General features: G+C 67.9%; 22 protein-coding genes and 6 pseudogenes. 9 read left to right on the top strand and 19 right to left on the bottom strand.

What is annotated here, in order from left to right; translation table 11 throughout:
* Nucleotides 1-553: 553 nt before the first annotated feature.
* Complete coding sequence (ltrA, locus tag NHL60_RS04410; protein ID WP_253445189.1) at nucleotides 554-1,843, top strand: group II intron reverse transcriptase/maturase; 1,290 nt, start codon at nucleotides 554-556, stop codon at nucleotides 1,841-1,843.
* A 149-nt stretch (nucleotides 1,844-1,992) separates the two neighbouring features.
* Nucleotides 1,993-2,412 (top strand): OsmC family protein, encoded by a 420-nt coding sequence (locus NHL60_RS04405; RefSeq protein ID WP_253449459.1) that lies wholly within the window; start codon nucleotides 1,993-1,995, stop codon nucleotides 2,410-2,412.
* 42 nt (nucleotides 2,413-2,454) lie between these two features.
* On the opposite strand, the gene coq7 is transcribed toward NHL60_RS04405, so the two are convergent.
* From coq7 to phaR, 6 genes and pseudogenes are all read right to left on the bottom strand, one after another.
* Nucleotides 2,455-3,099, bottom strand: coding sequence for a 2-polyprenyl-3-methyl-6-methoxy-1,4-benzoquinone monooxygenase (gene coq7, locus NHL60_RS04400; protein ID WP_253449456.1), 645 nt, complete (start codon nucleotides 3,097-3,099; stop codon nucleotides 2,455-2,457).
* A 77-nt stretch (nucleotides 3,100-3,176) separates the two neighbouring features.
* Nucleotides 3,177-3,518 carry a histidine triad nucleotide-binding protein gene (locus tag NHL60_RS04395; protein WP_253449452.1) on the bottom strand — a complete coding sequence of 114 codons (342 nt, stop codon included), beginning with the start codon at nucleotides 3,516-3,518 and terminating at the stop codon, nucleotides 3,177-3,179.
* A gap of 35 nt (nucleotides 3,519-3,553) precedes the next feature.
* Nucleotides 3,554-4,426 (bottom strand): phosphoribulokinase, encoded by an 873-nt coding sequence (locus tag NHL60_RS04390; RefSeq protein WP_253449449.1) that lies wholly within the window; start codon nucleotides 4,424-4,426, stop codon nucleotides 3,554-3,556.
* Complete coding sequence (locus NHL60_RS04385; protein WP_253449446.1) at nucleotides 4,426-4,866, bottom strand: thioesterase family protein; 441 nt, start codon at nucleotides 4,864-4,866, stop codon at nucleotides 4,426-4,428. Before NHL60_RS04385 ends, NHL60_RS04390 begins: the two co-directional genes overlap by 1 nt.
* Nucleotides 4,867-4,921: 55 nt before the next feature.
* Nucleotides 4,922-6,213: pseudogene (gene purD, locus NHL60_RS04380) on the bottom strand (phosphoribosylamine--glycine ligase).
* Nucleotides 6,214-6,301: 88 nt separating this feature from the next.
* A complete protein-coding gene (gene phaR, locus NHL60_RS04375; RefSeq protein WP_253449443.1) occupies nucleotides 6,302-6,772 on the bottom strand; it encodes a polyhydroxyalkanoate synthesis repressor PhaR in 471 nt (156 codons plus the stop codon).
* Nucleotides 6,773-6,871: 99 nt separating this feature from the next.
* Here phaR and NHL60_RS04370 point away from each other — a divergent pair, with 99 nt between their 5' ends.
* Entirely contained in the window at nucleotides 6,872-7,585 is a 714-nt protein-coding gene (locus NHL60_RS04370; RefSeq protein ID WP_253449440.1) for a 16S rRNA (uracil(1498)-N(3))-methyltransferase, read from the top strand.
* A 25-nt stretch (nucleotides 7,586-7,610) separates the two neighbouring features.
* Here NHL60_RS04370 and NHL60_RS04365 read toward each other — a convergent pair whose 3' ends face one another.
* The 13 genes and pseudogenes from NHL60_RS04365 to NHL60_RS04300 form a co-directional block, all read right to left on the bottom strand.
* The gene (locus tag NHL60_RS04365; protein ID WP_253451998.1) at nucleotides 7,611-8,111 is read right to left on the bottom strand and encodes an ATP-dependent zinc protease; all 501 of its coding nucleotides are present in this window, start codon (nucleotides 8,109-8,111) and stop codon (nucleotides 7,611-7,613) included.
* 79 nt (nucleotides 8,112-8,190) lie between these two features.
* Nucleotides 8,191-9,465, bottom strand: coding sequence for a lytic murein transglycosylase (locus tag NHL60_RS04360; RefSeq protein WP_253449437.1), 1,275 nt, complete (start codon nucleotides 9,463-9,465; stop codon nucleotides 8,191-8,193).
* 98 nt (nucleotides 9,466-9,563) lie between these two features.
* Nucleotides 9,564-10,019 carry a DUF3429 domain-containing protein gene (locus tag NHL60_RS04355; RefSeq protein ID WP_253449434.1) on the bottom strand — a complete coding sequence of 152 codons (456 nt, stop codon included), beginning with the start codon at nucleotides 10,017-10,019 and terminating at the stop codon, nucleotides 9,564-9,566.
* On the bottom strand, nucleotides 10,016-11,569 hold the full coding sequence (locus NHL60_RS04350) for an FAD-binding domain-containing protein (protein WP_253449431.1): 1,554 nt from the start codon (nucleotides 11,567-11,569) through the stop codon (nucleotides 10,016-10,018). Before NHL60_RS04350 ends, NHL60_RS04355 begins: the two co-directional genes overlap by 4 nt.
* The gene (locus tag NHL60_RS04345; RefSeq protein WP_253449428.1) at nucleotides 11,562-12,953 is read right to left on the bottom strand and encodes a DASH family cryptochrome; all 1,392 of its coding nucleotides are present in this window, start codon (nucleotides 12,951-12,953) and stop codon (nucleotides 11,562-11,564) included. Before NHL60_RS04345 ends, NHL60_RS04350 begins: the two co-directional genes overlap by 8 nt.
* Entirely contained in the window at nucleotides 12,944-13,102 is a 159-nt protein-coding gene (locus tag NHL60_RS04340; protein ID WP_253449425.1) for a DUF2256 domain-containing protein, read from the bottom strand. Before NHL60_RS04340 ends, NHL60_RS04345 begins: the two co-directional genes overlap by 10 nt.
* Before the next feature lie 153 nt (nucleotides 13,103-13,255).
* A pseudogene (mnhG, locus tag NHL60_RS04335) lies at nucleotides 13,256-13,645 on the bottom strand (monovalent cation/H(+) antiporter subunit G); the annotation flags it as partial.
* Nucleotides 13,638-13,907 (bottom strand): monovalent cation/H+ antiporter complex subunit F, encoded by a 270-nt coding sequence (locus NHL60_RS04330; protein WP_253449422.1) that lies wholly within the window; start codon nucleotides 13,905-13,907, stop codon nucleotides 13,638-13,640. The pseudogene mnhG and the gene NHL60_RS04330, both read right to left, overlap by 8 nt.
* Nucleotides 13,908-13,928: 21 nt before the next feature.
* Nucleotides 13,929-14,401 (bottom strand): annotated as a pseudogene (locus NHL60_RS19650) (Na+/H+ antiporter subunit E).
* Nucleotides 14,398-15,972, bottom strand: a pseudogene (locus tag NHL60_RS04315) (Na+/H+ antiporter subunit D). Before NHL60_RS04315 ends, NHL60_RS19650 begins: the two co-directional pseudogenes overlap by 4 nt.
* A pseudogene (locus tag NHL60_RS04310) lies at nucleotides 15,969-16,315 on the bottom strand (Na+/H+ antiporter subunit C). The pseudogenes NHL60_RS04315 and NHL60_RS04310 overlap by 4 nt, the downstream one beginning before the upstream one ends.
* 30 nt (nucleotides 16,316-16,345) lie before the next feature.
* Entirely contained in the window at nucleotides 16,346-16,777 is a 432-nt protein-coding gene (locus NHL60_RS04305; RefSeq protein ID WP_253449416.1) for a Na+/H+ antiporter subunit B, read from the bottom strand.
* Nucleotides 16,770-19,099, bottom strand: a pseudogene (locus tag NHL60_RS04300) (putative monovalent cation/H+ antiporter subunit A). The gene NHL60_RS04305 and the pseudogene NHL60_RS04300 overlap by 8 nt, the downstream one beginning before the upstream one ends.
* Nucleotides 19,100-19,485: 386 nt before the next feature.
* Here NHL60_RS04300 and NHL60_RS04295 point away from each other — a divergent pair.
* The 6 genes from NHL60_RS04295 to NHL60_RS04270 are packed head-to-tail and all read left to right on the top strand — an operon-like array spanning nucleotide 19,486 to nucleotide 25,383.
* Nucleotides 19,486-22,296, top strand: a complete 2,811-nt coding sequence (locus NHL60_RS04295) for a monovalent cation/H+ antiporter subunit A (RefSeq protein ID WP_253449413.1) — start codon at nucleotides 19,486-19,488, stop codon at nucleotides 22,294-22,296.
* Complete coding sequence (locus tag NHL60_RS04290; RefSeq protein WP_253449410.1) at nucleotides 22,296-22,637, top strand: Na+/H+ antiporter subunit C; 342 nt, start codon at nucleotides 22,296-22,298, stop codon at nucleotides 22,635-22,637. Before NHL60_RS04295 ends, NHL60_RS04290 begins: the two co-directional genes overlap by 1 nt.
* Nucleotides 22,634-24,178, top strand: a complete 1,545-nt coding sequence (locus tag NHL60_RS04285; protein WP_253449407.1) for a monovalent cation/H+ antiporter subunit D — start codon at nucleotides 22,634-22,636, stop codon at nucleotides 24,176-24,178. The genes NHL60_RS04290 and NHL60_RS04285 overlap by 4 nt, the downstream gene beginning before the upstream one ends.
* Complete coding sequence (locus NHL60_RS04280; RefSeq protein ID WP_253449404.1) at nucleotides 24,175-24,672, top strand: Na+/H+ antiporter subunit E; 498 nt, start codon at nucleotides 24,175-24,177, stop codon at nucleotides 24,670-24,672. The genes NHL60_RS04285 and NHL60_RS04280 overlap by 4 nt, the downstream gene beginning before the upstream one ends.
* Complete coding sequence (locus NHL60_RS04275) at nucleotides 24,666-24,935, top strand: K+/H+ antiporter subunit F (protein ID WP_169957546.1); 270 nt, start codon at nucleotides 24,666-24,668, stop codon at nucleotides 24,933-24,935. Before NHL60_RS04280 ends, NHL60_RS04275 begins: the two co-directional genes overlap by 7 nt.
* Nucleotides 24,936-24,945: 10 nt before the next feature.
* Entirely contained in the window at nucleotides 24,946-25,383 is a 438-nt protein-coding gene (locus NHL60_RS04270; RefSeq protein ID WP_169957545.1) for a Na+/H+ antiporter subunit G, read from the top strand.
* The last annotated feature ends 18 nt before the right edge of the window (nucleotides 25,384-25,401 follow it).

Raw genomic sequence — 25,401 nt, 5'->3', positions numbered from 1 at the left:
CCCAGTGGGTGCAAGTCCCACCCGGCCAAGGCTAGCCACCAGCCGGTAGCGAGTGTTGCGTGGTGTCGGGCAACCGCCGCTGCGAAGCGTACACAGCGAGTGAGCAGGCCGTGTGATAGAGCCCCGAAATTGTGAAACGTGGCTGCCGACATTGTCTTAAGAATGGAAGGCAAAACGTCTCCGCCTTATGGCTTGGCGGATGCGGGCCGCCGGGGTCGAAGAGCAGGGCATGTTCATATAGGGGTTTCCCAGGAACCTGGGAGGCCCGTCCTTCTCCTCCGAAAACCAGGACGACAGGCATGGGGCTGCCTGCCGAGAAAGCTCCCGGTCCGGTGCTGTCGTGCCTGACGGTACCGGAAGCAAACAGCAGGCACTCAGGGGGTACGGCCAGGCGACGACAAGGAGCCAGCCGGATGGAGGGGCGGGAGTCGGAGTCGCTCATAGTACCCGGGAAGGTGGGGAACCGACTCGACGGGACCCACTGGAGGGAAGGGGCGGCCAATCATCAGAACTGCACGAGGGCAACATGACAGGTGCACAGGAACCTGAGGTCATGTCCACGAAACAAGTGCGGATAGCAGCACTGGCAGAGTGCTTCCCGCAGCGTGCCTTCACGTCACTGGCGCATCATATCGATGCCCAGTGGCTGAAGACGGCCTACCTGATGACGCGCCGTGATGGCGCCGTCGGGATTGATGGCCAGACGGCGGACGACTTCGCGCGCGACTTCGAGGCCAATATCCAGCGGTTGCTGGAAGCGGCCAAGAGTGGTTGCTACCGGGCGCCGCCAGTGCGGCGTGTCCATATCCCCAAGGGAGATGGGCGCACCACACGGCCGATCGGCATCCCCACCTTCGAAGACAAGGTCCTGCAGCGTGCTGTAGTGGCCCTGCTGGAGCCGCTCTACGAGTACGACTTTCTGGACGGCTCGTACGGCTTCCGGCCGGGACGCTCGGCGCACCAGGCGATCGAGACGGTGAGGGAGAGCTTGATGTCGATGGGAGGTGGCTGGGTCATTGACCTGGACATCCAAGCCTTCTTCGACACGATCGACCATCGGCACCTGCGTGAGTTTCTGCAGCAACGAGTGAAGGACGGTGTCGTCCTCCGCCTGATCGGTAAGTGGCTCAAGGCCGGAGTCCTGGAGGCCGGGCAGTGGCAGAAAGGTGAGGTAGGAAGCCCGCAAGGGGGTGTGATATCCCCCTTACTGGCGAATATCTACCTGCACTATGTGCTGGACGAGTGGTTTGAGAAAGACGTCAAGCCACGCCTGCGTGGACGCGCGTTCGAGGTAAGGTTTGCCGACGACGCCGTGCTCGCCTTCAGCAACGAAGCCGAAGCCCGCAAGGTGCTGGAGGTACTGCCCAGGCGTTTTGCACGCTTCGGCCTTACCCTGCACCCCGCCAAGACCCGACTGGTACGGTTTCAGCCACACGGTGGACAGCGCGCCGAGACCTTCGACTTCCTGGGCTTCACCCACTACTGGGGGAAGTCCCGGCGCGGTTACTGGGTTATCAAGCAGAAGACGGCCAAGGATCGACTCAAGCGAGCCTTGAGGCACCTGTCGGTCTGGTGCCGGGCGAATCGGCACCAGCCCCTTCTGATCCAGCATCGCCACCTATGTCGGAAGGTCAAGGGGCACTTTGCCTACTATGGCATCACAGGCAATTATGAAGCGCTGAAAGCGCTTGTGGATCAGGCCCGACGGATCTGGGTCAAATGGCTGAGACGTCGCTCTCAACGGGGAGGCTTCTCGTGGGATAAAGCCAACCTGCTGCTCAAGCGCCTGCCGTTACCCAAGGCAAGGATTGTGCACCAACGAACCCTTCAGCGAAGCTGGTGATTGAAGAGCCGGATGCGTTAATCGCGCACGTCCGGCTCTGTGGGGGGCCGGGTCGAGTAATCGCCCGGTCTACCCGACCGATGTGCGGGGCTTAGCAACGACTGCTATGCTGCCGCGATTTCCCGACAATCGAGAAGGAATCAAGAATCATGAAAGCCAGCGTGAAATGGACCGATGGACGTCAGTTCGTTGCCGAAAGCGGCAGCGGCCACAGCGTGGTGATCGACGGTCCGCCCGACCACGGCGGCCGCAACACCGGCCCGCGCCCCATGGAGATGCTGCTGATGGGCATGGGCGCCTGCACTTCCTTCGACGTGCTGGAGATCCTCGAGAAGTCCCGCGCCCCGGTAAGCGACTGCGTGGCGAGTCTCGAAGCGGAGCGCGCCGACGCCGTGCCCAGCGTCTTTACCAGGATCCATGTGCACTTCACCGTCACCGGGAAGGGGCTCAAGGAGAAGCAGGTGGCCCGGGCCGTGGAGCTCTCCGCCGAGAAGTACTGCAGCGCCTCCATCATGCTGGTCAAGGGCGGCGTCGAGGTGACGCACTCCTTTACCATCGTTGAAGAGTAGCGCGCCCCACCGCCAGAACAGCCGCTGGTTTCCCCGGCCCGATCAGACCCGATAGACGCTTCCGGTCATCACCTTCGACATCAGCTTCATGCCGAACTTGACCGGGACGGGGAAGCGGGCGCCGCCCGCTTCCAGCGCCAGCTGGGCGTGGTGGGCCTCGTCGATGGCCATCTGGCGCAGCACCGCCCGGGAGCGGTGGTCCCCCGCCGGCAGCCTCACCAGGTGCTCCTCCAGATGGCGCCCCACCTGCTCCTCCGTGGCGGCCACGAAGCCCAGGCTCACCCGGTCGCCCACCGCGCCGGCGGCGGCGCCGATGCCGAAGGAGGCGGCGTAGAAGAGGGGGTTGAGCAGGCTAGGACGATCGCCGAGCTCCCGAAGACGCTCGTCGCACCAGGCCAGGTGGTCGATCTCCTCGCTTGCCGCCTCCTCCATCTGGCCGCGCACCTCGGGCAGCTTGGCGGTCAGCCCCTGGCCCTGGTAGAGCGCCTGGGCACACACCTCGCCGGTGTGGTTGATACGCATCAGGCCCGCCGCATGGCGGCGCTCCTCGTCATCCATGGGCTCGTCGCGCACCTCCGGCGTGGCCGGCGAGGGCCGCGACGCCTGGGCCGCATGGGGCACCAGGGTGCGCAGCACGGTATCGAACTGGTGGATCAGGTTGTCGGTTCGGGAGAGTTGGCGGTTCATGACAATCTCATCGATAGAAAAAGCTGCACCCGATGCGTCGATCGCCCGGGCTTGCGCGGTTTCCCGCAGGGCGCCGGCTAGCCAGCCGGCCAGGTGAAGCGTCGACCGCCCATCAGGTGCATATGGATATGGTAGACCGTCTGCCCGCCATCGTCATTGCAGTTCATCACCACCCGATAGCCATCGTCGGCGAAGCCAAACTGCCTGGCCAGCCGGGCGGCGACCAGCGGCAGCCGCCCCACCAGCGCCTGGTCCTCTTCGGTGAGATCGTTGAGGGTGGCGATGGGCTTCTTGGGAATGATCAGGATATGCGTCGGGGCCTGAGGGTTGATGTCGTGAAAGGCAAGCACCTGATCGTCTTCGTAGACGATGTCGGCGGGAATCTCACGCGCGATGATCTGGCTGAACAGCGTGGACATCTCGACTCCTTGCAGCAAGCGTGGCTTGAGGCTGATCAACGAAAGCGGCGCTGGGCCAGCAGGTGGCGCACCAGCGGCGCCAGGATCAGCTCCATGGCAAGCGACACCCGAGCCCCGGGCACCACCAGGGTGTGGGGGCGGCTCATGAAGGCATCGGGAATCATCGCCAGCAGGTAGGGGAAGTCCACGGTGGCCGGCTCGCGAAAGCGGATCACCGCGAAGGACTCCGCATCGGAGGGGATATCCTGGACCTCGAAGGGGTTGGAGGTATCCACGGTGGGCACCCGCTGGAAGTTGATATGGGTGCGCGAGAACTGCGGCTGGATATAGCGCACATAGTCGTCCATGCGACCCAGGATGGTGTCGATCACCGCCTCCTGGGAGTGGCCGCGCAGCTTGGTGTCGCGCACGATCTTCTGGATCCACTCCAGGTTGATGGTGGGCGCCACCCCCACCAGCAGATCCACATGGCGGGCGATATCGTGCTCGGGGGTGACCAGCCCGCCGTGCAGCCCCTCGTAGAAGAGCAGGTCGGTGCCGCAGGGCAGCGGCTCCCACTCGGTGAAGGTGCCGACCCGGTAGCCGGCCTCGATCATCCGCTTGTCCTCGGCGTGGATATAGTGGCGATAGGTGCCGGTGCCATGCTCGCCATACTCCACGAACAGCGCCTCGAGTTCGTCGAGCAGGTTAGCCTCCACGGCGAAGTGGGAGAGCTCGTCCTTGCGCTCTGGCTCCTCCCGGAAGATGCGCGAAAGCTCTTCCCTGGTGTAGCGGTGGAAGGCGTCGCCGTCGACCATGGCGGCGTGGACATCCTCCCGGGCGAACATCCGCTCGAAGGTGCGCTTGACCGTGGTGGTGCCGGCCCCGGAGGAGCCGGTCACGGCGATGATCGGATACTCGCGGGACATCAGGCGCCCCCCGCTCCGGCGATGGCGGTGGTCACCGCCTCGGGCACCGCCTCCGGGCGGCCCGTCGCCGGGTCCACCAGCAGCACGTTGAGCCGGGCCGTGGCCACCGGGCGCCCCCCTTCGGCGTGGAGCACGCGATGGTAGACGGTGATCGCCCGCCCCTCGGGAGCCGGAATCGCCGTCTCCACCACCAGGGCATCGGGCCAGCGCGCCTCGGACTGGTACTGGATGGCGAGGTCCGCCACCACGCTGGGGTAGCCCCCCAGGTCCCACTCGGTGAGCCCCAGGGCGGCCAGGGCCTGAATGCGCGCCTCGTGGAGCAGCGACACCAGGGTGTCATGGCCCAGGTGGCGGCCATAGTTCATGTCGGTCACGCGCACCGTCAGCGGCTGACGGTGCACGATGGCGGTCTCGGGAAACTCGAGCCTGACGCGCTCCATGCATGCCTCCTTGTGTTGCTCTTGTTGTGGTCGAGGTCGCTTGCCGTCGTGGGCCTCAGGCCTGGCCGCGCTCCCGGGCAATGGCCCGATAGGCGATATCGCGGCGGCAGAGCACGCCCTCCCAGCGGATGGCATCGACGCCGCGGTAGGCCTGCTCGGCGGCCGCCGAGACGCCCTCGCCCAGGGCGGTGACGCAGAGCACCCGGCCACCGGCGGTGACCAGCCGGCCATCCTGCTCCGCCGTACCGGCATGGAAGACCTTGCAGCCGGTCGCCTCGGCCGCTTCGATGCCCTCGATGGCATCGCCCTTGCGGTAGCTGCCGGGGTAGCCGCCGGCGGCCAGCACCACGCCCACCGCGGCGCGGGGGTCCCAGTCGCACGCCTTGCCGGCGAGCTTGCCGGTAGCACCGGCCAGGCAGAGCTCGGCGAGGTCGGACTGCAGGCGCAGCATGATCGGCTGGGTCTCGGGGTCGCCGAAGCGGCAGTTGTATTCGATGACCCTGGGGTTGCCTTCGGCGTCGATCATCAGACCGGCGTAGAGGAAGCCGGTGTAGGGGTGCCCCTCGGCGGCCATGCCCTGGACCGTGGGCAGGATCACCCGCTCCATGATGCGGGCATGCACCTCATCGGTGACCACCGGCGCCGGCGAGTAGGCCCCCATGCCGCCGGTGTTGGGGCCGCTATCGCCCTCGCCCACCCGCTTGTGGTCCTGGCTGGTGGCCATGGGCAGCACGGTCTCGCCGTCCACCATGACGATGAAGCTGGCCTCCTCGCCGTCGAGAAACTCCTCGATCACCACCCGGGCACCGGCGTCGCCGAAGGCGTTGGCCTCGAGCATGTCGCGCACTGCCGCCTCGGCCTCGGCCTCGGTCATGGCCACGATCACGCCCTTGCCGGCGGCCAGGCCGTCGGCCTTGATAACGATGGGCGCACCCTTCTCGGCGAGATACGCGAGGGCCGGCGACACCTCGGTGAAGGTCCGATAGTCGGCGGTGGGGATGGCGTGGCGGGCCAGGAAGTCCTTGGTGAAGGACTTGGAACCCTCGAGCTGGGCCGCACCGGCGCTGGGACCGAAGATCGCCAGGCCCGCCTCGCGGAAGCGGTCCACCACCCCGGCCACCAGCGGCGCCTCGGGGCCGACGATGGTCAGGTCGACGCCCTCGTCCCGAGCGAAGGCCAGCAGGCCATCGAGGTCCTCCACGCCGATATCCACATTGGCCAGCCCCGGCTCCCGGGCGGTTCCCGCATTGCCGGGAGCGACAAAGACCTGCGCCACCAGGGGGACTGGGCGACCTTCCAGGCCAGGGCATGTTCGCGGCCACCGCCGCCGATGATCAGCACCTTCATCCGTTACACCTTCGTTCTGCGAATCGAGAGCTTCATGAGCCGAGGCGGCATTATGTCAGAAAGCGTGCCCGGGCGCCCGGCGTGGCCGTCATGAACGGCTGTCGTCGTCCTCGTCGTCCTTGACGCCGTTGCCGGTGGCCTGGCCGATGGTCTGCTGCCAGAACTTCATGTTCTCCTCGGCCAGCTCGCGCATCAGCTCCATGGGGGAGTGGCGCATGGCCTGCTGCCACTGGTCCTGCATGCGCTGCTGCTGCTCCATCATCAGCCGAGTGCCCTGCTCCAGATAGCGGGCCAGGGGCAGCGGCTGGGCCATGTCGTAGACGCGGATGAACTGGGCCAGCAGATCGTTGGAGAACACCTCGGCATCGCCGTCGGCCTGCTCCTGCTCGATGATGATCGAGAGCAGGATGGTGCGAGTCAGGTCCTCACCGCTCTTGGCATCCTCGACGCGGAAGGGCTCATTGTCGAGCACCAGCTGACGCAGATCCTCGAGGGTCACATAGCGGCTCTGTTGGGTATCATAGAGCCTGCGGTTGGCATACTTGCGAATCACGCGCACGGCGCTGCTCCTACTTCAGTGTGGGGGGCGTCTGCCCCTGTACGGCTATTGTGCACCGCGACACCATCCATGCAAGGCATACCGCCAACACGAGGCTTTATGAACCTGATTCTGCTCGCCCCGGAAGCGCTCGAGAGTGACCGGCTGGCACGGGTCACCGATCCCCGCCGCCTGCGCCACCTGCGCGAGGTGCACCGCGCCAGGCCCGGCGATCGCCTGACCCTGGGCATCATGGAGGGCGGCATCGGCCAGGGGGAGCTGCTCACCCTCGACGACCACGAGGCCACCTTCGCCCTCGATGTCCTCGACCAGCCGCCGCCCCCTGCGCTGCCGGTCCACCTGGTGCTGGCCCTGCCGCGACCGCGCATGCTGGCGCGCACTCTGGAGCATGTCACGGCGCTGGGGGTCAAGCAGATCACCCTGCTGCACACCCGCCGGGTGGAGAAGAGCTACTGGATGTCGCCGGAGCTCGAGCCCGAGAAGATCCACCGACACCTGGAGCTGGGGCTGGAACAGGCGCGGGATACCCGGCTGCCTGCGGTGACCCTGGAGAAGGGCTTTCGCCCCTTCCTGGAGGACCGGCTGCCGGGCCTGCTGGCGGGGCGCCGCGGCCTGCTGGCCCACCCGGGCATGGCGGCCGCCTGCCCGCGGGGCATCGAGACGCCCACCCTGCTGCTGGTGGGCCCCGAGGGGGGCTTCATCCCCTGGGAGGTGGAGAAGCTACTCGAGGCGGGCTGTGAAGGCATCCACCTGGGGCCGCGCATCCTGCGCGTGGAGACCGCCGTGACCGCCCTGCTCGCTCGGCTCTTCTGATCGCTGACGGCCTCGGCGGCAACGCCTAGTGCCCCTCGCTCAGGTCGTCCGGCTCATACGCCTGCAGCGGGGAGTCCGCATCGCAGCTGGGACCCTGCAGGAAGGTCCGGCGCACGTCGAGCAGCCCCAAGTGGCTGATGGTGCGCCGCCCCAGCAGCAGCGGGTAGAGCATCTCGCCGCGATCGCGCAGGCTGAACTGCTCCTCGTAGACGGTGTCGCCCATGCAGACCTTCATCAGCACCACCGGCCGCTCGTCGCGCCCCCCCGCCCCGCGCACCTTGAGGTCGCGATAGAGCGGCAGCTCGAGCTGCTCGGAGAAGACCTCCTCGCTCTCGGTATCCTCGAGCTTGAGCCGGAAGCGCACCCACTCCTCTCCCTCTCGCTCGAAGAGCTCGATCTCCCGGGCATCCAGGGAGGAGGTCAGGGCGCCACTGTCGAGCTTGGCCTTCACCGCCACGCCCCAGGGCTCGATGGTGGCTCGCTCCACCCAGCCGAACACCTTGTCGGCCAGGGCCGCGGGGGCCATGACGACAAGGGCCAGGCCGGTCAGCAGAGCCAGGTGCAGGGTCACTCGCTTCATCTCCTTCCTCCCCATGGTCAAAGGGTCAAGGGGCCAGGCGCTCCAGCAGCCTGAGCGTGGCAAAGCCGTCCGGCGCCACGCCGATGGAGCGCTGGTAGGCGCGCAGCCCGCGACGGGTGTTGGGACCCATGATGCCGTCTGGGGTTCCCACGTCGAAGCCGCGGTCATTGAGCGCGCGCTGCATCTCGCGCATCTGGGCGCGGCTAAGCGGCTGCTCCTCCCGGGGCCAGCTTCCCTGGATGCCGCCGCGCCCGGCGATCTCGTTGGCCAGGGTGCCCACCGCCAGCGCATAGCTGGTGGCGTTGTTGTAGCGCAGGATGGCGCGGAAGTTGGGGCCCACCAGGAAGGCCGGCCCGCGGGCGCCCGCCGGTACGATCACCGAGGCCGCGTCGAAGTCGGGCAGGCGACCGCCGCCGACCGGACGCACGCCGAGGGAGGCCCACTCGGCGGCGCTGCGCCGGGTGGAGAGCTCCGCCTGGGCGTAGTCGAAACCGTCGGGAATCACCACCTCGACGCCCCAGGGCTGGCCCGGGACCCAGCCCGCCCGGGCCAGATAGTTGGCCGTGGAGGCCATGACGTCGGGAATGCTGCCCCAGATGTCTCGCCGCCCGTCGCCGTCGCCATCCACGGCGTAAGCCTCGAAGCTGGAGGGGATGAACTGGGTGTGTCCCATGGCGCCGGCCCAGGAGCCCACCATGCGCTCCGGGGCGATGTCGCCGGCGTCGATGATGCGCAGGGCGGCAAGCAGTTCGCCGCGGGCGAAGTCGCTGCGGCGCCCCTCATAGGCCAGAGTGGCCAGGGCCTCCAGGGTCGAGAAGCTGCCGAAGTTGCCACCGTAGTTGCTCTCGATGCCCCAGATCGCCACGATCACCTCGGCGGGCACGCCGTAGCGCTGCTCCATCTGCCGGGCGGTGGCGCGATGCTCGGCGAGCTTGGCTCGCCCTTGGGTCACGCGCTGGGCGGAGACGGCGCTGTCCAGGTACTGCCAGATGGGGCGCACGAACTCGGGCTGAGAACGGTCGAGCTCGATCACCCGCGGGCGATAGCGCACGCCGTCCAGGGCGCTGGCCAGGGTAGCCTCCGAGATGCCCTCGCGGCGAGCCTCCTGGCGAAAGCGGGCCAGCCAGTCGCGAAAGTCCGCGGGCGGGGCCGGCTCGGCCTCGGCCCGGGAGGACGGGGGGTCGCCGGCAGCCGGGGCCTCGTGGGTCGATCCGTCCGCGGCACTGGCCTCGCGGGCGGGGCCGCTCTGGCAGCCGGCCAGCAGGAGCATCAGCAGGCCGAGGGTCAGGGTCCTTTTCATCACGCTTACGCACTCCGTGGCGAGGTTCAGGGGGGATGGTTCAGGGGGGATGGTTCAGGGCGATCATCGCCCAGAATGGCCCACGCCACCAGCCCCGTTCAGCCTGACGAGAGGCGCCAGATCACGACCCCATGGCAGGCCACTACCGCCACGGTCAGCAGGGTGCGCAGCGTCTGGTACCAGTCCGGCTGCAGTTCGCGGCTGTCGCGCCCCGCCTCATGCAGGCGTACCAGCAGAAAGCCCGCCGCCAGGACCCAGGCGCCGCTGTAGGGGTGCAGCAGCAGCGCCGGCCAGGCGATCAGGCTGGGTACCATGCTGAGCAGCAGGCGCCTTCGAAAGCCGGCACTCTCCGCCGGCTCCAGGGACATCGCCACCCCCCACTGCACGCCGCCCAGGAAGGAGAGAATCACCGCGCCATAGAACAGAAAGGCCTTGATCGCCACGACCTGCCAGGCCAAGGGGGCCCACCAGGCCATGGCCGCGGTGGTCACGAAAGGAATCAGGCCGGCGAGGCCCAGGGCCAGGGGCAGTCGAGGCAGGGCGGCGAGGGTCATGGCGTCTCCTTGTCCGAATCCGAAAAAAGCGAGAGCTGGGGCGAGGCGGCGGGCGCTCCGGCGCGACGCGCAGGCCGGCGGCTGGCGAGCCGCTCAAGCAGCGCCTCGCTGGCCGCTCGAGCCTCGGGGGCGCGCCGGGCGGCGTGGAACTCGCGCTTCCAGCGCCGCGCCTCCGACTCAAAATCATGCACCGGCAGCAGGTAGTCGCGCCCGGGGTGGAAGCCCAGAACGGTGCGCTCGGCGACCGGCAGGGCCCAGGGGCGGTGTCGCCAGGTGGGCGGCAGCCCCGCCAGGGCCGGCAGCCAGCGTGCCACGAAATGCCCCTCCGGGTCGCGCTCCTCGGCCTGCTTGAGGGGGTTGTAGACGCGCAGGGCGTTGGTGCCGGTGAGCCCCGCCTGCATCTGCACCTGGGGGTAGTGGATGCCCGGCTCATAGTCGACGAAGAGCCGCGCCAGGTGCAGGGCCGGGTCGCGCCAGGGCAGCCCCAGTCCGAAGGTGGCGAAGGAGACCAGCATGGCGCGCATGCGGAAGTTGAGCCAGCCGGTCTCGCGCAGGGAGACCATGCAGGCATCCACCAGGGGTACCCCGGTGCGCCCCTCACACCAGGCGACCAGCCGCTCGGGGGCGGGGGTTTCGCGCAGCCCGCGCAGGGCGGGGTGCAGGGTGCGATGCTCCAGGTCGGGCGCGCTCTCCAGCTTCTGGATGAAGTGGCAGTGCCAGTGCAGCCGCGACTCCAGGGCAGCCAGCGCCCGTGACCACTCGGGATCGTCGCGACGCTCGCCCCTGGCCCGGCGCAGCCCCTGCACCACCTCGCGCAGGGAGAGCGTGCCCCAGGCGAGATGGGGTGAGAGCCGGGAGCCGGCGCGGCGGGCGCGGTCGGGGCTGCCGATGTCCCGATGGAAGCGCACCCCGCGCCCCGCCAGGAAGGCGTGCCAGACATCGAGCCCCGCCGGGCGCCCGCCGGCCTGCCGCCCCGGACAGGGCTCTCGCCCCACGCCCAGCCGCTTTGCCCGCCAGCGCGCCCGGGGCAAGCTCGGAAGCTCCTGCCACCCTGACGGAGGACGGGCCGGACGCGGGACAGCCAGGGGCTCGGCCATCAGCGCCTCCCACTGGGTCGCCCAGCCGCGGCGGTGCCCGAGCCCGCGGATCACCCCCTGCTGGCGTGCCTGGTGCCAGGGTACGCCCCGGCGCCGACACCACTCGGCCACCGTGCGGTCCCGTTCGAAGCTCCAGGCGTTGCCGGTCTCCTGGTGGGAACGCAGCGCACAGGGGCCGAGCGCAGCGGTGACCCGCTCCAGCACCTCCACCGCCTCCCCCTCCAGCACGCAGAGCGGCAGACCGAGCTCGGCCAGGGCATCGGCCAGCGCCTCGAGGCTCTCGGCGATGAAATCCCAGTGGCGCTGGGCGCTGTCGGGCTGCTGCCAGAGCGACGGCTCGATCACGTAGAGCGGCAGCACGGGACCCAGGGCGCAGGCCTCGGCGAGGGGCAGGTGGTCGTGGCAGCGCAGGTCGCGCTTGAACCACACCAGCTGGACGGGCGCCTCAGCCACCCTGGCGCGCTCCGGCCCGAGCCCCCTGGCCGGACGTGCCCGCCAGCGGTGGCGCAAAGCGCTCGGGCGCCACCGTCCAGGGCCGCTGCCGCGCCCGGCCCCCCGGCAGCTCGGCAAGCTCCGGCTGCCAGCGCGCCACATAGGCGCCTTCGGGGTCGTAGCGCTCGGCCTGCCAGAGCACGTCGAAGCGATGCATCTGAGCGCTGCGGCCGACGCCGGCGATATAGCGCCAGTTGCCCCAGTTGCTGGCCGTGTCGAAGTCGATGAGGGCATGCTCGAACCAGGCCGCCCCCAGGCGCCAGTCACCGCCCAGCTCATGCACCAGGTAGCTGGCCACGTTCTGCCGTGCCCGGTTGGAGAGCCAGCCGGTGGCGACCAGCTCGCCCATGGCCGCGTCGATGAAGGGCATCCCGGTGCGCCCCTCGCACCAGGCCCGGAAGGCGTCACTCTCCGGGGGAAGCCCGCGGGGGCCAAAGAGCGCAGCCCCCTCCTGGCGGGCCGCCCAGTGGAAGTAGTCTCGCCACAGCAGCTCGAAGATGACCCAGTAGCTCGACTCATTGGCGCCGTGCCGGGCCTCCCAGGCCTGCACCGCGTCGTGCACCTGGCGCGCCGAGAGGCAGCCGTGGGCCAGCCAGGGCGAGAGACGGGTGGAGAAATCGGGGCCGGAGAGCCCGTTGCGGGTCTGCTTGTAGCGCGCCACGGCGCCGCTGGCCAGGTAGTGCTCCAGGCGCGCCAGCCCCGCCTCTTCCCCACCGGCAAAGCTGAACGCGCCCCGCGCATCGGGTCGCCAGCGAGCCGCACCGTCACAGACGCGAGCCAGCGGCGGCAGCCCGCGGGGGGCCCCGTCTGGCCAGGGCGGCAGGGTAACCGGCGCCTGACAGGCCGCCGGCACCGCCCAGTCACGCTCCACCCGGCGTCGGAAGGAGGAGAACCCGGGCGGCAGCGAGGCAAGCGGCATCGGCAGGCTGGCCTCATCGAGCAGCATCCCCCCGTCGATCTGCCACAGCCTGACGCCCTCCCCCAGCGCCTCGCCCAGCCGCAGCGTCTGCTGCGTCTCATCCCAGCCCGCATCGCGGCGCACGCGCACTTCGGAGGCGCCGTGCCGCTCGGCGAGCCCTGCCACCACCTCCACCGGGTCCCCGACACGCACCAGCAGATCGCTGCCGCGCCTGAGCAGCTCGCCGCGCAGGGCGATCAGGCTCTGCCAGAGGAAGCGCAGCCGGGCCGGGCCGATGCGCGGGAGGCCCAGCCCGGGCGGCGGCGCCAGCCAATCGCGGTCCAGCACATAGACGCAAAGAAGCTGTTCGGGGGGGCGTTCGAACCGGAACAGAGGATTATCGGCCAGCCGCAGGTCATGGCGAAGCCAGGCGAGAGTCACGCCCATGAGGCACCTCCCCCCTGGCGCGACTCGCGTCGGCAGCGCTCGCTGCAGTAGCGAACCTCCTCCCAGCAGCGGGCCCACTTGCGCCGCCAGGTGAAGGGGCGTCGACAGTGGGCGCACGGCTTGCTCGGCAGGTGGGGTTTACGGTGCATGTCGGCATCCATTAAAAGTGGACATGCATAGATTATCGTACAGGGTGTGTACAATTAAAAGTCTTTCCGCTTCGGCTCACTCCCTAACGAAGAAGGCCGCCCGGAGGCGGCCTTCGTCGGCGGGCAAGCGACTGCGTCAGGAGCTCTCTCCTCCCTGGGTTCGCGACGGGCATTGGCCTCGGTCTCGTAGCCGCTCTTCAGCTCGTGGGTCAGTCAGGGGTCATAGTTGGGCCGCAGCTCGTCCTTGACCGTGCCGCTCCACAGCTTGGAGCCGACGAAGTAGCCGGCGCGGCCGATCACGTGGGCCGCCACCGGGGCGGTCATCAGGATAAAGATGATGATCGCCAGGGCCCGTGCCGCCACCCCCACCTCGGCGAAATGCATCGCCACCGCCAGCATGATCAGGATGACGCCCAGGGCCGCCGCCTTGGTGGTGGCGTGCATGCGAGTCAGCAGATCGGGCAGCCGCAGCAGCCCCAGCGCCGCCAGCAGCATCAGCGAGGCGCCAGAGAGGACAAAGACACCCTTTATGAAATCAATCATCGCGGGGTCCTCCACGTTCCAGGAAGCGGGCAAAGCCGATGGCGGCCAGGAACCCCATCAGGGCGATGACGATGGCGGCATCGATAAAGCTCGAGACATCGGACTGGATGGCATAGACGCCCACCAGGCCCACCACGATGCTGGCGAAGAGCTCCAGGGCCACCACCCGATCGGGCAGGCTGGGCCCGCGCACCACCCGCACGAAGGCGAGGACCAGGGCCAGGCTCATGATGACCTGGCTGATCAGAATCACGATCTCCATGTCGGCACCTCGCGGTCAGGCTCAGCGAAACAGTTCCAGGGCACGGTATTCCATTTCCTTGAGGTTGCGGCGCAGCTCCTCCTCATCGTCGAGGAACATGGCGTGGATGTAGAGCACCTTGCGGTCGTCAGAGACGTCCAGGCTCAGGGTACCGGGAGTCAGGGAGATCAGGTTGGCCACCATGGTGATCTCAAGCTCGGTGCGCGCCTCCAGGGGCATGGCGATCACCCCGGGCTTCATGTGCCAGGGGGCGTCAGGATATCGAAGGCCACCTTGAGGTTGGCCATCAGCAGCTCCTTGATGAAGAAGCCGATGAAGCCCAGGATCCTCGGGATACGCGCCGGATAGCCCTGCAGCGACTCCACCTGAGGCTCGATCAACAGCAGGGCGATATAGCCGAACACCAGGCCCACCACCAGGTTGAGGCCGGTGAAGTCGCCGCTCAGCACGACCCAGGCCAGGGCCAGCAGCAGGTTCCAGATGGCTCCGGTCATGGGCTTGTCTCCTCGCTTGCCGGCGCCTCGATGAGGGCCTCACTGACGTCCACGTTACCGCCCAGGACGGCGTCGATATAGCCCTGGGGGTCATCAGCTGCTCGCCGATGGTGTTCATCATGACCATGAGCGGCTCGGCGAAGACGCCGATCAAAAGCGACAGCGCGGCCAGCACCCCCACCGGCAGGGTCATCATCCACAGGCTCGGCTTGACCATGCGGCCGTCGTCACCCACCACGGTCTCCTGCTCGGGCACCAGGTTGTCCTCGGGCAGGGCCTTCCAGAATACCTCGTTCCAGATCTTGACCATGGAGTAGAGGGTCATCAGGCCCACCGCTAGGGCAATGCCGGTGACCACATAGGCCTCCGCCTCGATGCCGGCGCGCACGATCACGAACTTGGCGAAGAAGCCCGACAGCGGCGGAATCCCCGCCAGCGAGAAGGCGGAGAGGAAGAAGGCCACGGCGAGCCAGGGACGCTCCTTGTAGAGTCCGCCCATCTTCTTCAGCTGGTAGGTGCCCTGCAGGCGCCGGGTGATGCCGCTGATCAGGAAGAGATTGGTCTTGACCACGATGTTGTGCATCACCGCGAAGATGCCGCCGGCGATGGCCAGGGGGTGTAGAGCGCCAGCCCCAGGATCATGTAGCCGATCTGGCTGACGATATGGAACGACAGGATGCGGCGGAACTCGTACTGGGCCGCCGCCCCCAGCACCCCGGTGACCATGGTGAAGGCCGCCCCCCAGAGCAGCAGGTCCTGAGTGTAGTCCAGGGTCTCGTCGAACATCAGGGTGAAGACCCGGAACAGCGAGTAGACCCCCACCTTGGTGAGTAGGCCGGCGAACAGCGCCGATACCGCCACCGGGGGCGTGTGGTAGGAGGCCGGCAGCCAGAAGAACAGCGGAAAGGCCGCCGCCTTGATGCCGAAGGCCAACATGAACATCACCGCCAGCACCTCCACCATGCCCTGGTGCTCCGCCTCGCGGAGGCGCAGGGCGATGTCGGCCATGTTGAGGGTGCCCACCATGCCGTAGAGCAGGCCGATGGCGGTCAGGAAGATCACCGAGGCCAGCAGGTTGAGGGTGACGTACTTGATCGCCCCCTCCATCTGGGCCTTCTCGCCGCCGAGGATCAGCAGCGCGAAGGAGGCGACCAGCATCACCTCGAACCAGACGTAGAGGTTGAAGATATCCCCGGTGAGAAAGGCCCCGGCCACCCCGGCCAGCAGCAGGTGCATCAGCGGGTAGTAGCCGAACTTCTCATGGTCCGGCCCGGTGGAGGCCAGGGAGTAGATGGCGATCGCCAGGCCGATCAGGGCGGTGAGCACGATCATCACCGCGCTGAGCATGTCGGCCACCAGGGTGATGCCGTAGGGGCCTCCCAGCCGCCCATCTGGATGGTCACATAGCCTTCCTGATGGACGGAGACGAGCAGCCAGAGCGCCACCACCATCAGCGCCAGGTTGCCGGCCACGGCGGTGAAGCGTTGCATGGGCCGCGAGCGCCAGAAGAGCAGCGAGATGGCGCCCGACAGCAGCGGCAGGAGGACGGGAAGTGCGACTTCGGGCCTCACGTGTCGGTATCCTTCATCTTGTCCAGGTCATCGGCCTTGACGATCTCGTAGGCACGGCGAATCAGCACCACGGCGAAGGCCAACACGCCGAAGGCGATCACGATGGCGGTCAGCACCACCGCCTGGGGCAGCGGGTCGGCCACCGCGCCGGCAGGCGCCAGCATCCCCTCGGGGATCAGCGGCGGAGCCCCCGGGTCATCCCCGCCGAGGTGAAGATCAACAGGTTGGCGGCGTTGGAGAGCAGCATCAGCCCGATCACCAGCTTGACGATGGAGCGACGCAGCATCAGGAATATCGCCGCGGCATAGAGCAGGCCGATGGCGATGGCCATCACGGGTTCCATTGGTCACCTCCTGTCCGGTGGGCGGCGTTCTCAGGGCTCATCCTTGTCCACCTCCATCAGGGTCATCACCATGGTCATCACCGCGCCCAGCACGGCCAGATAGACCCCCACGTCGAAGATCAGCGGCGTCGAGGCCTTGAAGTCGATGCCGGGAATCTCCCACCACTGGGCGGTCAGGAAGGCCTCACCCACGAACCAGGCCGGCACCACCGAGATCATGCCGAGCAGCAGCCCCATGCCGATCAGGTCCCGGGGGTCGATCATGCGCAGCACCTCCTTGGTGGCGCTGACCCCGAAGGTGAACAGGTAGAGGGTGAAGGCGCCGGCGGCCACCAGGCCGGCGATAAAGCCGCCGCCGGGCTCATCGTGGCCGCGCAGCAGCAGGAAGATGGAGAACAGCAGCTGCAGCGGCATCAGCAGCCGTGCCGCCGTATTGAGGATGATGGTGCCGGACTTAACCATCGGCGTTCTCCTTGGCCGGGGCGGACTTCTTCGGCTTCTCCGGGGCGCGCAGCTTCAGCATGGCGAAGACGCCGATGGCCGCCAGGGCCAGCACGAAGATCTCGCCCAGGGTATCCAGGGCGCGGTAGTCCACCAGAATCACGTTGACGATATTGCGCCCATAGGCCAGAGGCGCACTGTTGGCGATCATGTAGTCGGAGATCGGCACGAACTGATCGATGCTCCAGGAGGTCAGCACCAGCAGGGTGATCAGGCCGCCCAGGCTGCCGGCCACCGCCACGTCACGCACCCGCTCGATGGGGGTGGAGAGGCTGGAGAAGCGCGGCAGGCGGAACAGCACCAGCACCAGCAGGATCACGGTGAGCGTCTCCACCAGCAGCTGGGTGATGCCGAGATCGGGGGCGCTGAACAGGATAAAGGTCAGGGCGATGGAGAAGCCCATGATGCCCACCGAGACCACGGCGCCGAGCCGCGAGCGGGAGATGGCGGCAAACAGGGCGCCCAGCACCATGGTGCCGACCACGATCGCCTCGTGGAACTGGACATCGAGGTCGAAGGCCAGCTGGGGGAGTGGCGCAGCAGCAGCGAGTTGCCGATCAGGGCGATCAGGGTGACGATCATCACCAGGATGTAGTTGCGCATATAGCCGTTTTGCAGGATACGGGTCTGCCATTCGGAGACCACCACCACGCCGTCCATGAAGGCGTCATAGCCGGACTCGGGACCCCGGGCGATCAGCGGGTCGAGCCGTGCCAGGCGGGCCCGCACCCGATCCCAGCGCTGGAAGAGCAGATAGCCCAGTACCAGGCTCACCACCGACATCAGAAGCGGCAGGTTGATGCCGTGCCATAGGGAGAGCTTGACCTCCACAGGCGCGCCGACCACCGCCGAGGCGGCGGCGGTGAGCAGGCCGGTGCCGGCCAGGGCAGGCAGCAGGCCGAGCAGCAGGGAGAGCGTGGCCAGCACCGCCGGCCCCAGCAGCATGGAGGCCGGCGCCTCGTGGGCCACCCGCGGGGTCTGGCGGCGCTGGCCGAAGAAGGGACGCAGGGCGATGATCGCCGCCACGGCAATGGTCAGGATGGCCGCACTGAAGGCCAGCAGCACCACCAGCGCCCGCCAGGCGCTGGCGTCGAGCACCGATTCGAACATCAGCTCCTTGCCGATGAAGCCGAACAGCGGCGGCACCCCGGCAAGGGACAGCGCCGCCACCATGGCGATCACCGCTGTGATCGGCATCAGCGGCCGCAGGCCGCCCATGGCGGTGACGTCCTTGGTGCCGGTCTCGTGGTCGAGGATGCCGGCCACCATGAACAGTGCGCCCTTGTAGAGGGAGTGGGCCAACAGGAAGGTGACAAAGGCGATCATCGCCCCCTCGGTGCCGATGCCCAGCAGCATGGTCAGGGTGCCCAGGGCCATCACCGTGGAGTAGGCCAGGAGCTTCTTGATATTGGTGTGGCGGATGGCCAGGAAGGCGCCGGTGAACATGGTCAGCGCCCCCACCACCGAGAGCGTCACCGTCCACATCTCGGTGCCGCCGAGGCCCGGCTGCAGCCGCGCCAGCAGGTAGATGCCCGCCTTGACCATGGTCGCCGAGTGCAGGTAGGCCGAAACCGGGGTAGGCGCGGCCATGGCGTTGGGCAGCCAGAAATGGAAGGGAAACTGGGCCGACTTGGTGAAAGCACCGAGCAGCAGGCAGATGAGCAGCGGCGTGTAGAGGTCGTGCTCGCGCAGGACATCGTCCATGGCGTTGAGCTCGGCGAGCGACCAGCTGCCTCCGGCCACCCCCAGCATGGCCAGGCCCGCCATCAGCGCCAACCCCCCCGCCACGGTGACGAAGAGCCCCTGGCGGGCCGACTTGCGCGCCTCGAGATCGGTGTGGTTGAAGCCGATCAGCAGGTAGGAGGTGATGCTGGTCAGCTCCCAGAAGACGAAGAGGGTGAAGAGGCCGTCGGCCAGCACCAGACCCAGCATGGAGACCATGAAGGCCAGGATCGCCAGGTGGAAGCGCACCAGGTCCGGATGCCCCTTGAGGTACCCCCCTGCGTAGATCAGCACGAAGGTGCCGATGCCGGTCACCAGCAGGGCAAACAGCATCGAGAGGCCGTCGACCACGAAGGTCAGGCTCATGCCCAGGGAGGGCACCCACTCCATGCTGAGCACCAGGGTCTCGCCGGCCATCACGGCCGGCAGCTGGTTCAGGAACCATAGCGCCAGGGCCGCCGGAAAGACGGCCAGCACGAAGCTGGTCCGGTCGCCGAACCAGCGGTGGAAGAGCGGCGCCAGGGCGGCCAGCAGGAATCCCGACAGCACGGCGAATTGGATCAAGGGGGCTCTCCTGGTCGTGTTCGTCCTAGGGTCCAAGGGCGCATGGCAGGCGGTCTGATCTGGATCAGCATTCGCCTAATGGATGACGCAGCGCAGCACCCTGGAGCCTGTTTATCAATAGAGAAAGCCTATAGACTCTCGCCGGCGAGTGGCAAGAACGGGCTGCGCGTTACCTTAAACGGAAGTCGACATCATATCATTAGTGAATGATTACCATGCGATTTTCGGCCGCGCCCGGTTGCCGCACCCCAGCGCTCCGGTGGCTGCTAGCCAGCGGAATGAAGACGAGCCGGGCGGTGACGTGACTGCCCGGGCCACAGGCGCCGCCCCGGCGTCCAGGGCCTGGAAGGTACGCTTCCGCCACTGAGTGGACGAGCATACCGATGGCACTGCTGTGGATTCCCCTTCTCACTCTTCTCGGCGCCCTGGTGCCGGTTGCCACCTCCCGCCACGGCCGACGCCTCTGCACGCTCGCGACCCTCGTTGCCCCCCTGCTCGCCCTGGGCCTGGTGCTGATCCACGCCCCGGCGGTGCTGGCCGGTGAGGTGGTCTCGGTCTCCCTGACCTGGATGCCCCTGCTCGGCCTCGACCTGGCGCTGCGCATCGACGGCCTGACCCTGCTCTTTGCGCTGCTGATCCTGGGGATCGGCAGCCTGATCCTCTACTACGCCGGCCACTACCTCAGCGCCGACGAGGATGACGGTCGCTTCCTCGCCTACATGATGCTCTTCATGACCGCCATGGTCGGCATCGCCATGGCGGACAACCTTATCCTGCTGTGGCTCTTCTGGGAGCTGACCAGCGTCTCCTCCTTCCTGCTGATCGGTTTCTGGGGCCACAGGAGCGACGCCCGCCGCGGTGCGCGCATGGCGCTGGCGGTCACCGGCGCCGGCGGCCTGGCGCTGCTCGCCGGCCTGCTGCTGATCGGCAACGTGGTGGGCAGCTTCGCCATGGCGGACGTGCTGGCCGCCGGCGACGTCATCCGCGCCTCGGCGCACTACCCGCTGATCCTGGTACTGGTGCTGCTCGGCGCCTTCACCAAGTCGGCCCAGTTCCCCTTCCACTTCTGGCTGCCCCACGCCATGGCGGCCCCTACCCCGGTCTCGGCCTTCCTGCACTCGGCCACCATGGTCAAGGCGGGGGTCTTCCTGATGGCACGCCTCACTCCGGCCCTGGGCGACAGCCAGCTGTGGGCGGTAGCGCTCTCCCTGGTGGGCCTGACCACCATGCTCTACGCCGCCTGGTTCGCCCTGCTGCAGCGCGACCTCAAGGGGATCCTCGCCTTCTCCACGGTGAGCCACCTGGGGCTGATCACCCTGCTGCTGGGGCTGGGCAGCCCGCTGGCCATCGTCGCCGCGGTCTTCCATATCCTCAACCACGCCACCTTCAAGGCGGCGCTCTTCATGAGCGTGGGGATCATCGATCACGAGACCGGCACCCGAGACATCGACCGCCTGGGGGCGCTCTGGTCGATGATGCCGCTGACCGGCACCATGGTGATCCTGGCGGGCGCCGCCATGGCCGGCTTCCCCCCCTTCAACGGCTTTCTCTCCAAGGAGATGCTCTTCGAGCAGAGCCTGCTCAACGACGTGCTGGGGGCCCTGAGCGGCCTGATTCCGCTGCTGGTGATGGTGGCCGCCACCCTCTCGGTGGCCTACTCGCTGCGCCTGATCTGGAGCCTCTTCTTCGCCGCGCCCAAGCTCACCCGGGAGCAGAAGGCCGAGCCGCCCATGCACGTCCATGACCCGGCCCGGGGCATGCTGGCCCCTGGCCTCTTCCTGGCCGCCATGAGCCTGGCAGTGGGGCTCTTCCCCATGACCCTGGCCGCCCCGCTGGTCAACGCTGCCAGCCTTGCGGTCCAGGGTGATACCACCCCGCTGATCTCCCTGGCGCTGTGGCACGGCCTCAACCTGCCCCTCGCCATGAGCCTGATGGCGGTCATCGGCGGCATCCTGCTGGTGCGTCACCATCGCCGCCTGGCCAACATCGCCGCCCTCTTCCCGGCACGGGATGCCAGCCTGACCTTCGAGGCGGCGGTGCTGAAGGTGATCAAGGCCACCCTCTGGCTGACCCAGCGCCTGGAAAACGGCTCCCTGCAGCGCTACCAGGCGCTGCTGGTGCTCTGTGCGCTGGTGATGGTAGGTGTGGGGCTGGCCAACCTCGAAAGCCTGACCGGCCCCCTCGGCATGCAGCCCCTGGACGGCATGCTGGTGCTGGGGGCGGCGCTGATCATCTTCGGCGCCGTCGGCAGCGCCCTGAGCCACCGCTGGCGGCTGGTCTCGCTGCTGATGCTCTCGGTGGTAGGCCTGACCGTCTCGCTCACCTTCGTGCGCTTCTCCGCCCCCGACCTGGCACTGACCCAGCTCTCGGTGGAGGTGGTCTCGATGATCCTCTTCATCCTGGCGCTCTTTTTCCTGCCCCAGCGCCCGCCGCTGCTGGTCTCCCAGCGGCGTATCCTGCGCGACCTGCTGCTGGCGGCTTCCCTGGGGCTGGTGGTGGCGATGCTCAACTACGCCCTGCTGACCCGGGAGACCATCTCCATCGCCGACTACTTCCTGCGCGAGGCGGTGCCGGGCGGCGGCGGCACCAACGTGGTCAACGTCATCCTGGTGGACTTCCGGGGCTACGACACCCTGGGCGAGATCACCGTGCTCACCCTGGCGGGCCTGGCCACCTTCAAGCTGCTCAACCGCATGAAGCTCTTCAAGCCGTCCGGCAACCTGGAGGGGATCCGCTGGTCGCGCCACCGCTACCCGCTGATCCTCGCCGTGATCGCCCAGATCCTGCTCCCCCTGGCCCTGCTGGTCTCGGTCTATATCTTCCTGCGCGGCCACAACCAGCCCGGCGGCGGCTTTATCGCCGGCCTGATCACCGCCGTGGCGCTGATCCTGCAGTACATGGCCCGGGGCCACGACTGGACTCGGGAACGGCTGCCGATCTCCTACCCGGCGGTGGCGGTCTCCGGCCTGGTCGTCGCCGTGGCCACCGGCCTTGCCAGCTGGCTCTTCGGCTACCCCTTCCTGACCTCGACCTTCGGTCACTTCCATATCCCGCTGATAGGTGAGATCGAACTCGCCTCGGCCATGCTCTTCGATGTGGGGGTCTACCTGGCCGTGGTCGGCGCCACCCTGATGATCCTGATCAACCTGGGCCGGGTCACCACGATCCACCGCCCGACGCTGGAGGAACGTTGATGGAAGCCCTCTTTTCCCTGGTGGTCGGTGTCCTTACCGCCAGCGGTATCTACCTGCTGCTGCGCGGGCGCACCTTCCCGGTGATCATCGGCCTGGCCCTGCTCGGCTATGCGGTGAACCTTTTCCTCTTCTCCACCGGCGGACTCAATACCCACGCCGCCGCGGTCATCGGCGAATCGATCACCCCCTCCGACCCCCTCCCCCAGGCGCTGGTGCTCACCGCCATCGTGATCGGCTTCGCCATGACCGCCTTCGTGGTGATCCTGGCGATCCGCGCCCGCAGCGAGCTGGGCAGTGACCACGTGGACGGCCAGTCCGGCGAAGCGGGAGACGCTAAATGAGCCAGCACCTCGTGACCCTGCCGATCCTGATCCCCATGATCGGCGCCCTTGCCCTGCTGCTCTTCAACCAGGCCAGCGATACCCGGAGGCGCCAGCTCAGCACCGCCCTCTGCGTGGCCCAGGTGCTGGTGGCCGCCTGGCTGCTGGCGGTGGCGGTGGCGGGCGGCGGCCAGATGCTCTTCTATGCGCTGGGCAACTGGCACGCCCCCTTCGGCATCGTGCTGATGCTGGACCGGCTCTCCGCGCTGATGCTGATCCTGACCGCCGTGCTGGCGCTGGGCAGCGTGCTCTTCGCCTGCGCCGGCGAGGATGCCCGCGGCACCAACTTCCACGGGCTCTTCCAGCTGCAGCTGATGGGGCTCAACGGCGCCTTCCTGACCGGCGATATGTTCAACCTCTTCGTCTTCTTCGAGATCACCCTGCTGGCCTCCTACGCCCTGATGATGCACGGCGGCGGCAAGGAGCGCATCGGCGCCGGCCTGCACTATGTGATCCTGAACCTGGCCGGCTCGGCGCTGTTCATCGTCGCCCTGGGGGTGCTCTACGGCGCCACCGGCACCCTCAACATGGCCGACATGGCGCGCCGGGTGGCGCAGATGTCCGGCGACCAGGCGGCCCTGGTCACCGCCGGCGCCCTGCTGCTGATCGTGGTCTTCAGTCTCAAGGCGGCGCTGCTGCCCCTCTACTTCTGGCTGCCGCGCACCTATGCGGCGGCGCCGGCGCCGGTGGCCGCCCTGTTCGCCATCATGACCAAGCTCGGCCTCTACGCCATCCTGCGCGTGCAGTCGCTGATCTTCGCCGACACCCCGGTAGCCGAGGCGATTGCCACCTGGCTGTGGTGGTCGGGGCTTGCCACCATCGCCCTGGCGGGCGTCGGGGTGCTGGCGGCCCGTGACCTGCGGACCCTGGTGGCCTACCTGGTGCTGGTCTCCGTGGGCACCCTGATGGCCGGCACGGCGCTGGGCTCCATCGATGCCATCGGCGCCCTCCTCTACTACCTGCCCCATACCACCCTGATCTGTGGCGCCCTCTACCTGATCGCCGAGCTGATCAGCCAGCAGCGCGGCAAGGCGGGCACCCGCCTGGTGCGGGGCCGCCGGCTCCATCAGCGCCACCTGCTGGGCGGCATGTTCCTGGTCGCCGCCGTGGCGGTGGCGGGCCTGCCGCCCCTGGCCGGGGCGCTCGGCAAGGCCCTGCTGATGCAGGCCGCCGAGGGGTCGGCGCGGCTGTGGCTCTGGCCGCTGCTGCTGCTGGCCGGCCTCTGCGCGCTGATCGCCATGTCCCGGGCCGGCTCGGTGTTCTTCTGGGCCAGCTACAAGGGCGAGGTCGATAGCGGTCGCGTCACCCGGCCCCAGCTGGCGGGGGTGCTCTGGCTGCTGGCCAGCGCCCCCCTGCTGGTCGCCTTCGCCGGGCCGGTCAGCGGCTATACCCAGGCCACCGCCGAACAGCTGGCCGAGCCCCAGGCGGTGATCGCCCGGCTGCTCGGCGAATCCCCCGCCCTCCAGTTCGGACGGCTCACCATCGAGGGAGAGTCACGATGAAAGCCATGGGTCGCCTGCTGCCCACTCCTACCCTGTCGCTGGTGCTGCTGATCACCTGGCTTCTGCTGGTGCGCAGCATCGCACCCGGCCAGCTGATTCTCGGCGCCGTCCTGGCCGTGGTAATTCCGCTGCTCACCCGAGGCTTCTGGGAGCCCCTGCCCCAGGTCAGGCACCCCATCAAGCTGGCCCGGTTCGTGCTGGTGGTGCTCTACGATATCGTCAAGGCCAACGTTCAGGTCAGCCTGCTGATCCTCTCGCCGAAGCGTGAGCCCCACCCCGGCTTCGTGGAGTACCCGCTCTCGGTCAAGGACCCGCTGACCATCACTCTACTGGCCAACACCATCACCATGACGCCGGGCACCGTCTCCACCAATGTCCGCCTGGACCGCTCCTCGCTGCTGATCCACGTGCTGGACATGCACGATGAGCAGGCGCTGGTACGCGAGATACAGGAGCGCTACGAGCGCCCGCTCAAGGAGATCTTCGAATGCTAGAGATCGCGCTGATGATCAGCCTGTCGCTGATCGTGATGGCCATGGCCATGAATGTCTTTCGCCTGGCCAAGGGGCCCGATGTCCCGGACCGCCTGCTGGCCCTGGACACCCTCTACGTCAACTCCATCGCGCTGATCGTGCTGCTGGGGCTCTGGCTGAACACCAAGACCTACTTCGAGGCCGCGATCCTGATCGCCATGCTCGGCTTCGTGGGCACCATGGCCATCTGCCGCTACCTGCTGCGCGGCGACATCATCGAGTAAGGAGCCGACCATGAACCTCTATCTGCTGGCCGAAGCCGTGGTCGCCTTCCTGCTCGTGGCGGGCGGCATCTTCGCCTTTACCGGCTCCTTGGGCATGCTGCAGTTCAAGGACTTCTTCATGCGCCTGCACGGCCCCACCAAGGGCACCACCCTGGGGATCGGCTGCACCCTGATCGCCTCCATGCTCTACTTCACGGTGACCCAGGGCGAGTTTCACGTCCAGGAGCTGCTGATCACCCTGTTCCTGTTCATCACCGCCCCGGTGACCGGCCATATGCTGGCCAAGACCGGCCTGCACATGCACCTGCGCTTCACCACCGGCACCCGGGGCTCGGTGCCGGAGTTCCGCGACGAGGACGTGGGCCAGAGCCGGGTCGCGCGCCCGGCCAAGGCGCGCCACCCCTGGCGCTCCCGCCGCCAGAAGCGCAGGGGACGCCTGCCCCGCTGACGGGGGCGGGCATCACGC

Origin of the sequence: Halomonas sp. Y3 (genome assembly GCF_024137965.1) — a bacterium.
GTDB lineage: Bacteria > Pseudomonadota > Gammaproteobacteria > Pseudomonadales > Halomonadaceae > Halomonas > Halomonas mongoliensis.
The sequence above is the reverse complement of the archived record's forward strand: the minus strand, read 5'-3'. Positions and strand labels throughout refer to the sequence as shown.

What these genes read in the sequence shown, in the direction of transcription:
- ltrA (WP_253445189.1), top strand. Translation starts at nt 554, where the DNA reads ATGTCCACGAAACAAGTGCGGATAGCAGCACTGGCAGAGTGCTTCCCG.
- NHL60_RS04405 (WP_253449459.1), top strand. Translation starts at nt 1,993, where the DNA reads ATGAAAGCCAGCGTGAAATGGACCGATGGACGTCAGTTCGTTGCCGAA.
- coq7 (WP_253449456.1), bottom strand. Translation starts at nt 3,099, where the DNA reads ATGAACCGCCAACTCTCCCGAACCGACAACCTGATCCACCAGTTCGAT.
- NHL60_RS04395 (WP_253449452.1), bottom strand. Translation starts at nt 3,518, where the DNA reads ATGTCCACGCTGTTCAGCCAGATCATCGCGCGTGAGATTCCCGCCGAC.
- NHL60_RS04390 (WP_253449449.1), bottom strand. Translation starts at nt 4,426, where the DNA reads ATGTCCCGCGAGTATCCGATCATCGCCGTGACCGGCTCCTCCGGGGCC.
- NHL60_RS04385 (WP_253449446.1), bottom strand. Translation starts at nt 4,866, where the DNA reads ATGGAGCGCGTCAGGCTCGAGTTTCCCGAGACCGCCATCGTGCACCGT.
- NHL60_RS04370 (WP_253449440.1), top strand. Translation starts at nt 6,872, where the DNA reads ATGAACCTGATTCTGCTCGCCCCGGAAGCGCTCGAGAGTGACCGGCTG.
- NHL60_RS04365 (WP_253451998.1), bottom strand. Translation starts at nt 8,111, where the DNA reads ATGGCCCCCGCGGCCCTGGCCGACAAGGTGTTCGGCTGGGTGGAGCGA.
- NHL60_RS04360 (WP_253449437.1), bottom strand. Translation starts at nt 9,465, where the DNA reads ATGAAAAGGACCCTGACCCTCGGCCTGCTGATGCTCCTGCTGGCCGGC.
- NHL60_RS04355 (WP_253449434.1), bottom strand. Translation starts at nt 10,019, where the DNA reads ATGACCCTCGCCGCCCTGCCTCGACTGCCCCTGGCCCTGGGCCTCGCC.
- NHL60_RS04345 (WP_253449428.1), bottom strand. Translation starts at nt 12,953, where the DNA reads ATGGGCGTGACTCTCGCCTGGCTTCGCCATGACCTGCGGCTGGCCGAT.
- NHL60_RS04340 (WP_253449425.1), bottom strand. Translation starts at nt 13,102, where the DNA reads ATGCACCGTAAACCCCACCTGCCGAGCAAGCCGTGCGCCCACTGTCGA.
- NHL60_RS04330 (WP_253449422.1), bottom strand. Translation starts at nt 13,907, where the DNA reads ATGGAGATCGTGATTCTGATCAGCCAGGTCATCATGAGCCTGGCCCTG.
- NHL60_RS04305 (WP_253449416.1), bottom strand. Translation starts at nt 16,777, where the DNA reads ATGGTTAAGTCCGGCACCATCATCCTCAATACGGCGGCACGGCTGCTG.
- NHL60_RS04295 (WP_253449413.1), top strand. Translation starts at nt 19,486, where the DNA reads ATGGCACTGCTGTGGATTCCCCTTCTCACTCTTCTCGGCGCCCTGGTG.
- NHL60_RS04290 (WP_253449410.1), top strand. Translation starts at nt 22,296, where the DNA reads ATGGAAGCCCTCTTTTCCCTGGTGGTCGGTGTCCTTACCGCCAGCGGT.
- NHL60_RS04285 (WP_253449407.1), top strand. Translation starts at nt 22,634, where the DNA reads ATGAGCCAGCACCTCGTGACCCTGCCGATCCTGATCCCCATGATCGGC.
- NHL60_RS04280 (WP_253449404.1), top strand. Translation starts at nt 24,175, where the DNA reads ATGAAAGCCATGGGTCGCCTGCTGCCCACTCCTACCCTGTCGCTGGTG.
- NHL60_RS04275 (WP_169957546.1), top strand. Translation starts at nt 24,666, where the DNA reads ATGCTAGAGATCGCGCTGATGATCAGCCTGTCGCTGATCGTGATGGCC.
- NHL60_RS04270 (WP_169957545.1), top strand. Translation starts at nt 24,946, where the DNA reads ATGAACCTCTATCTGCTGGCCGAAGCCGTGGTCGCCTTCCTGCTCGTG.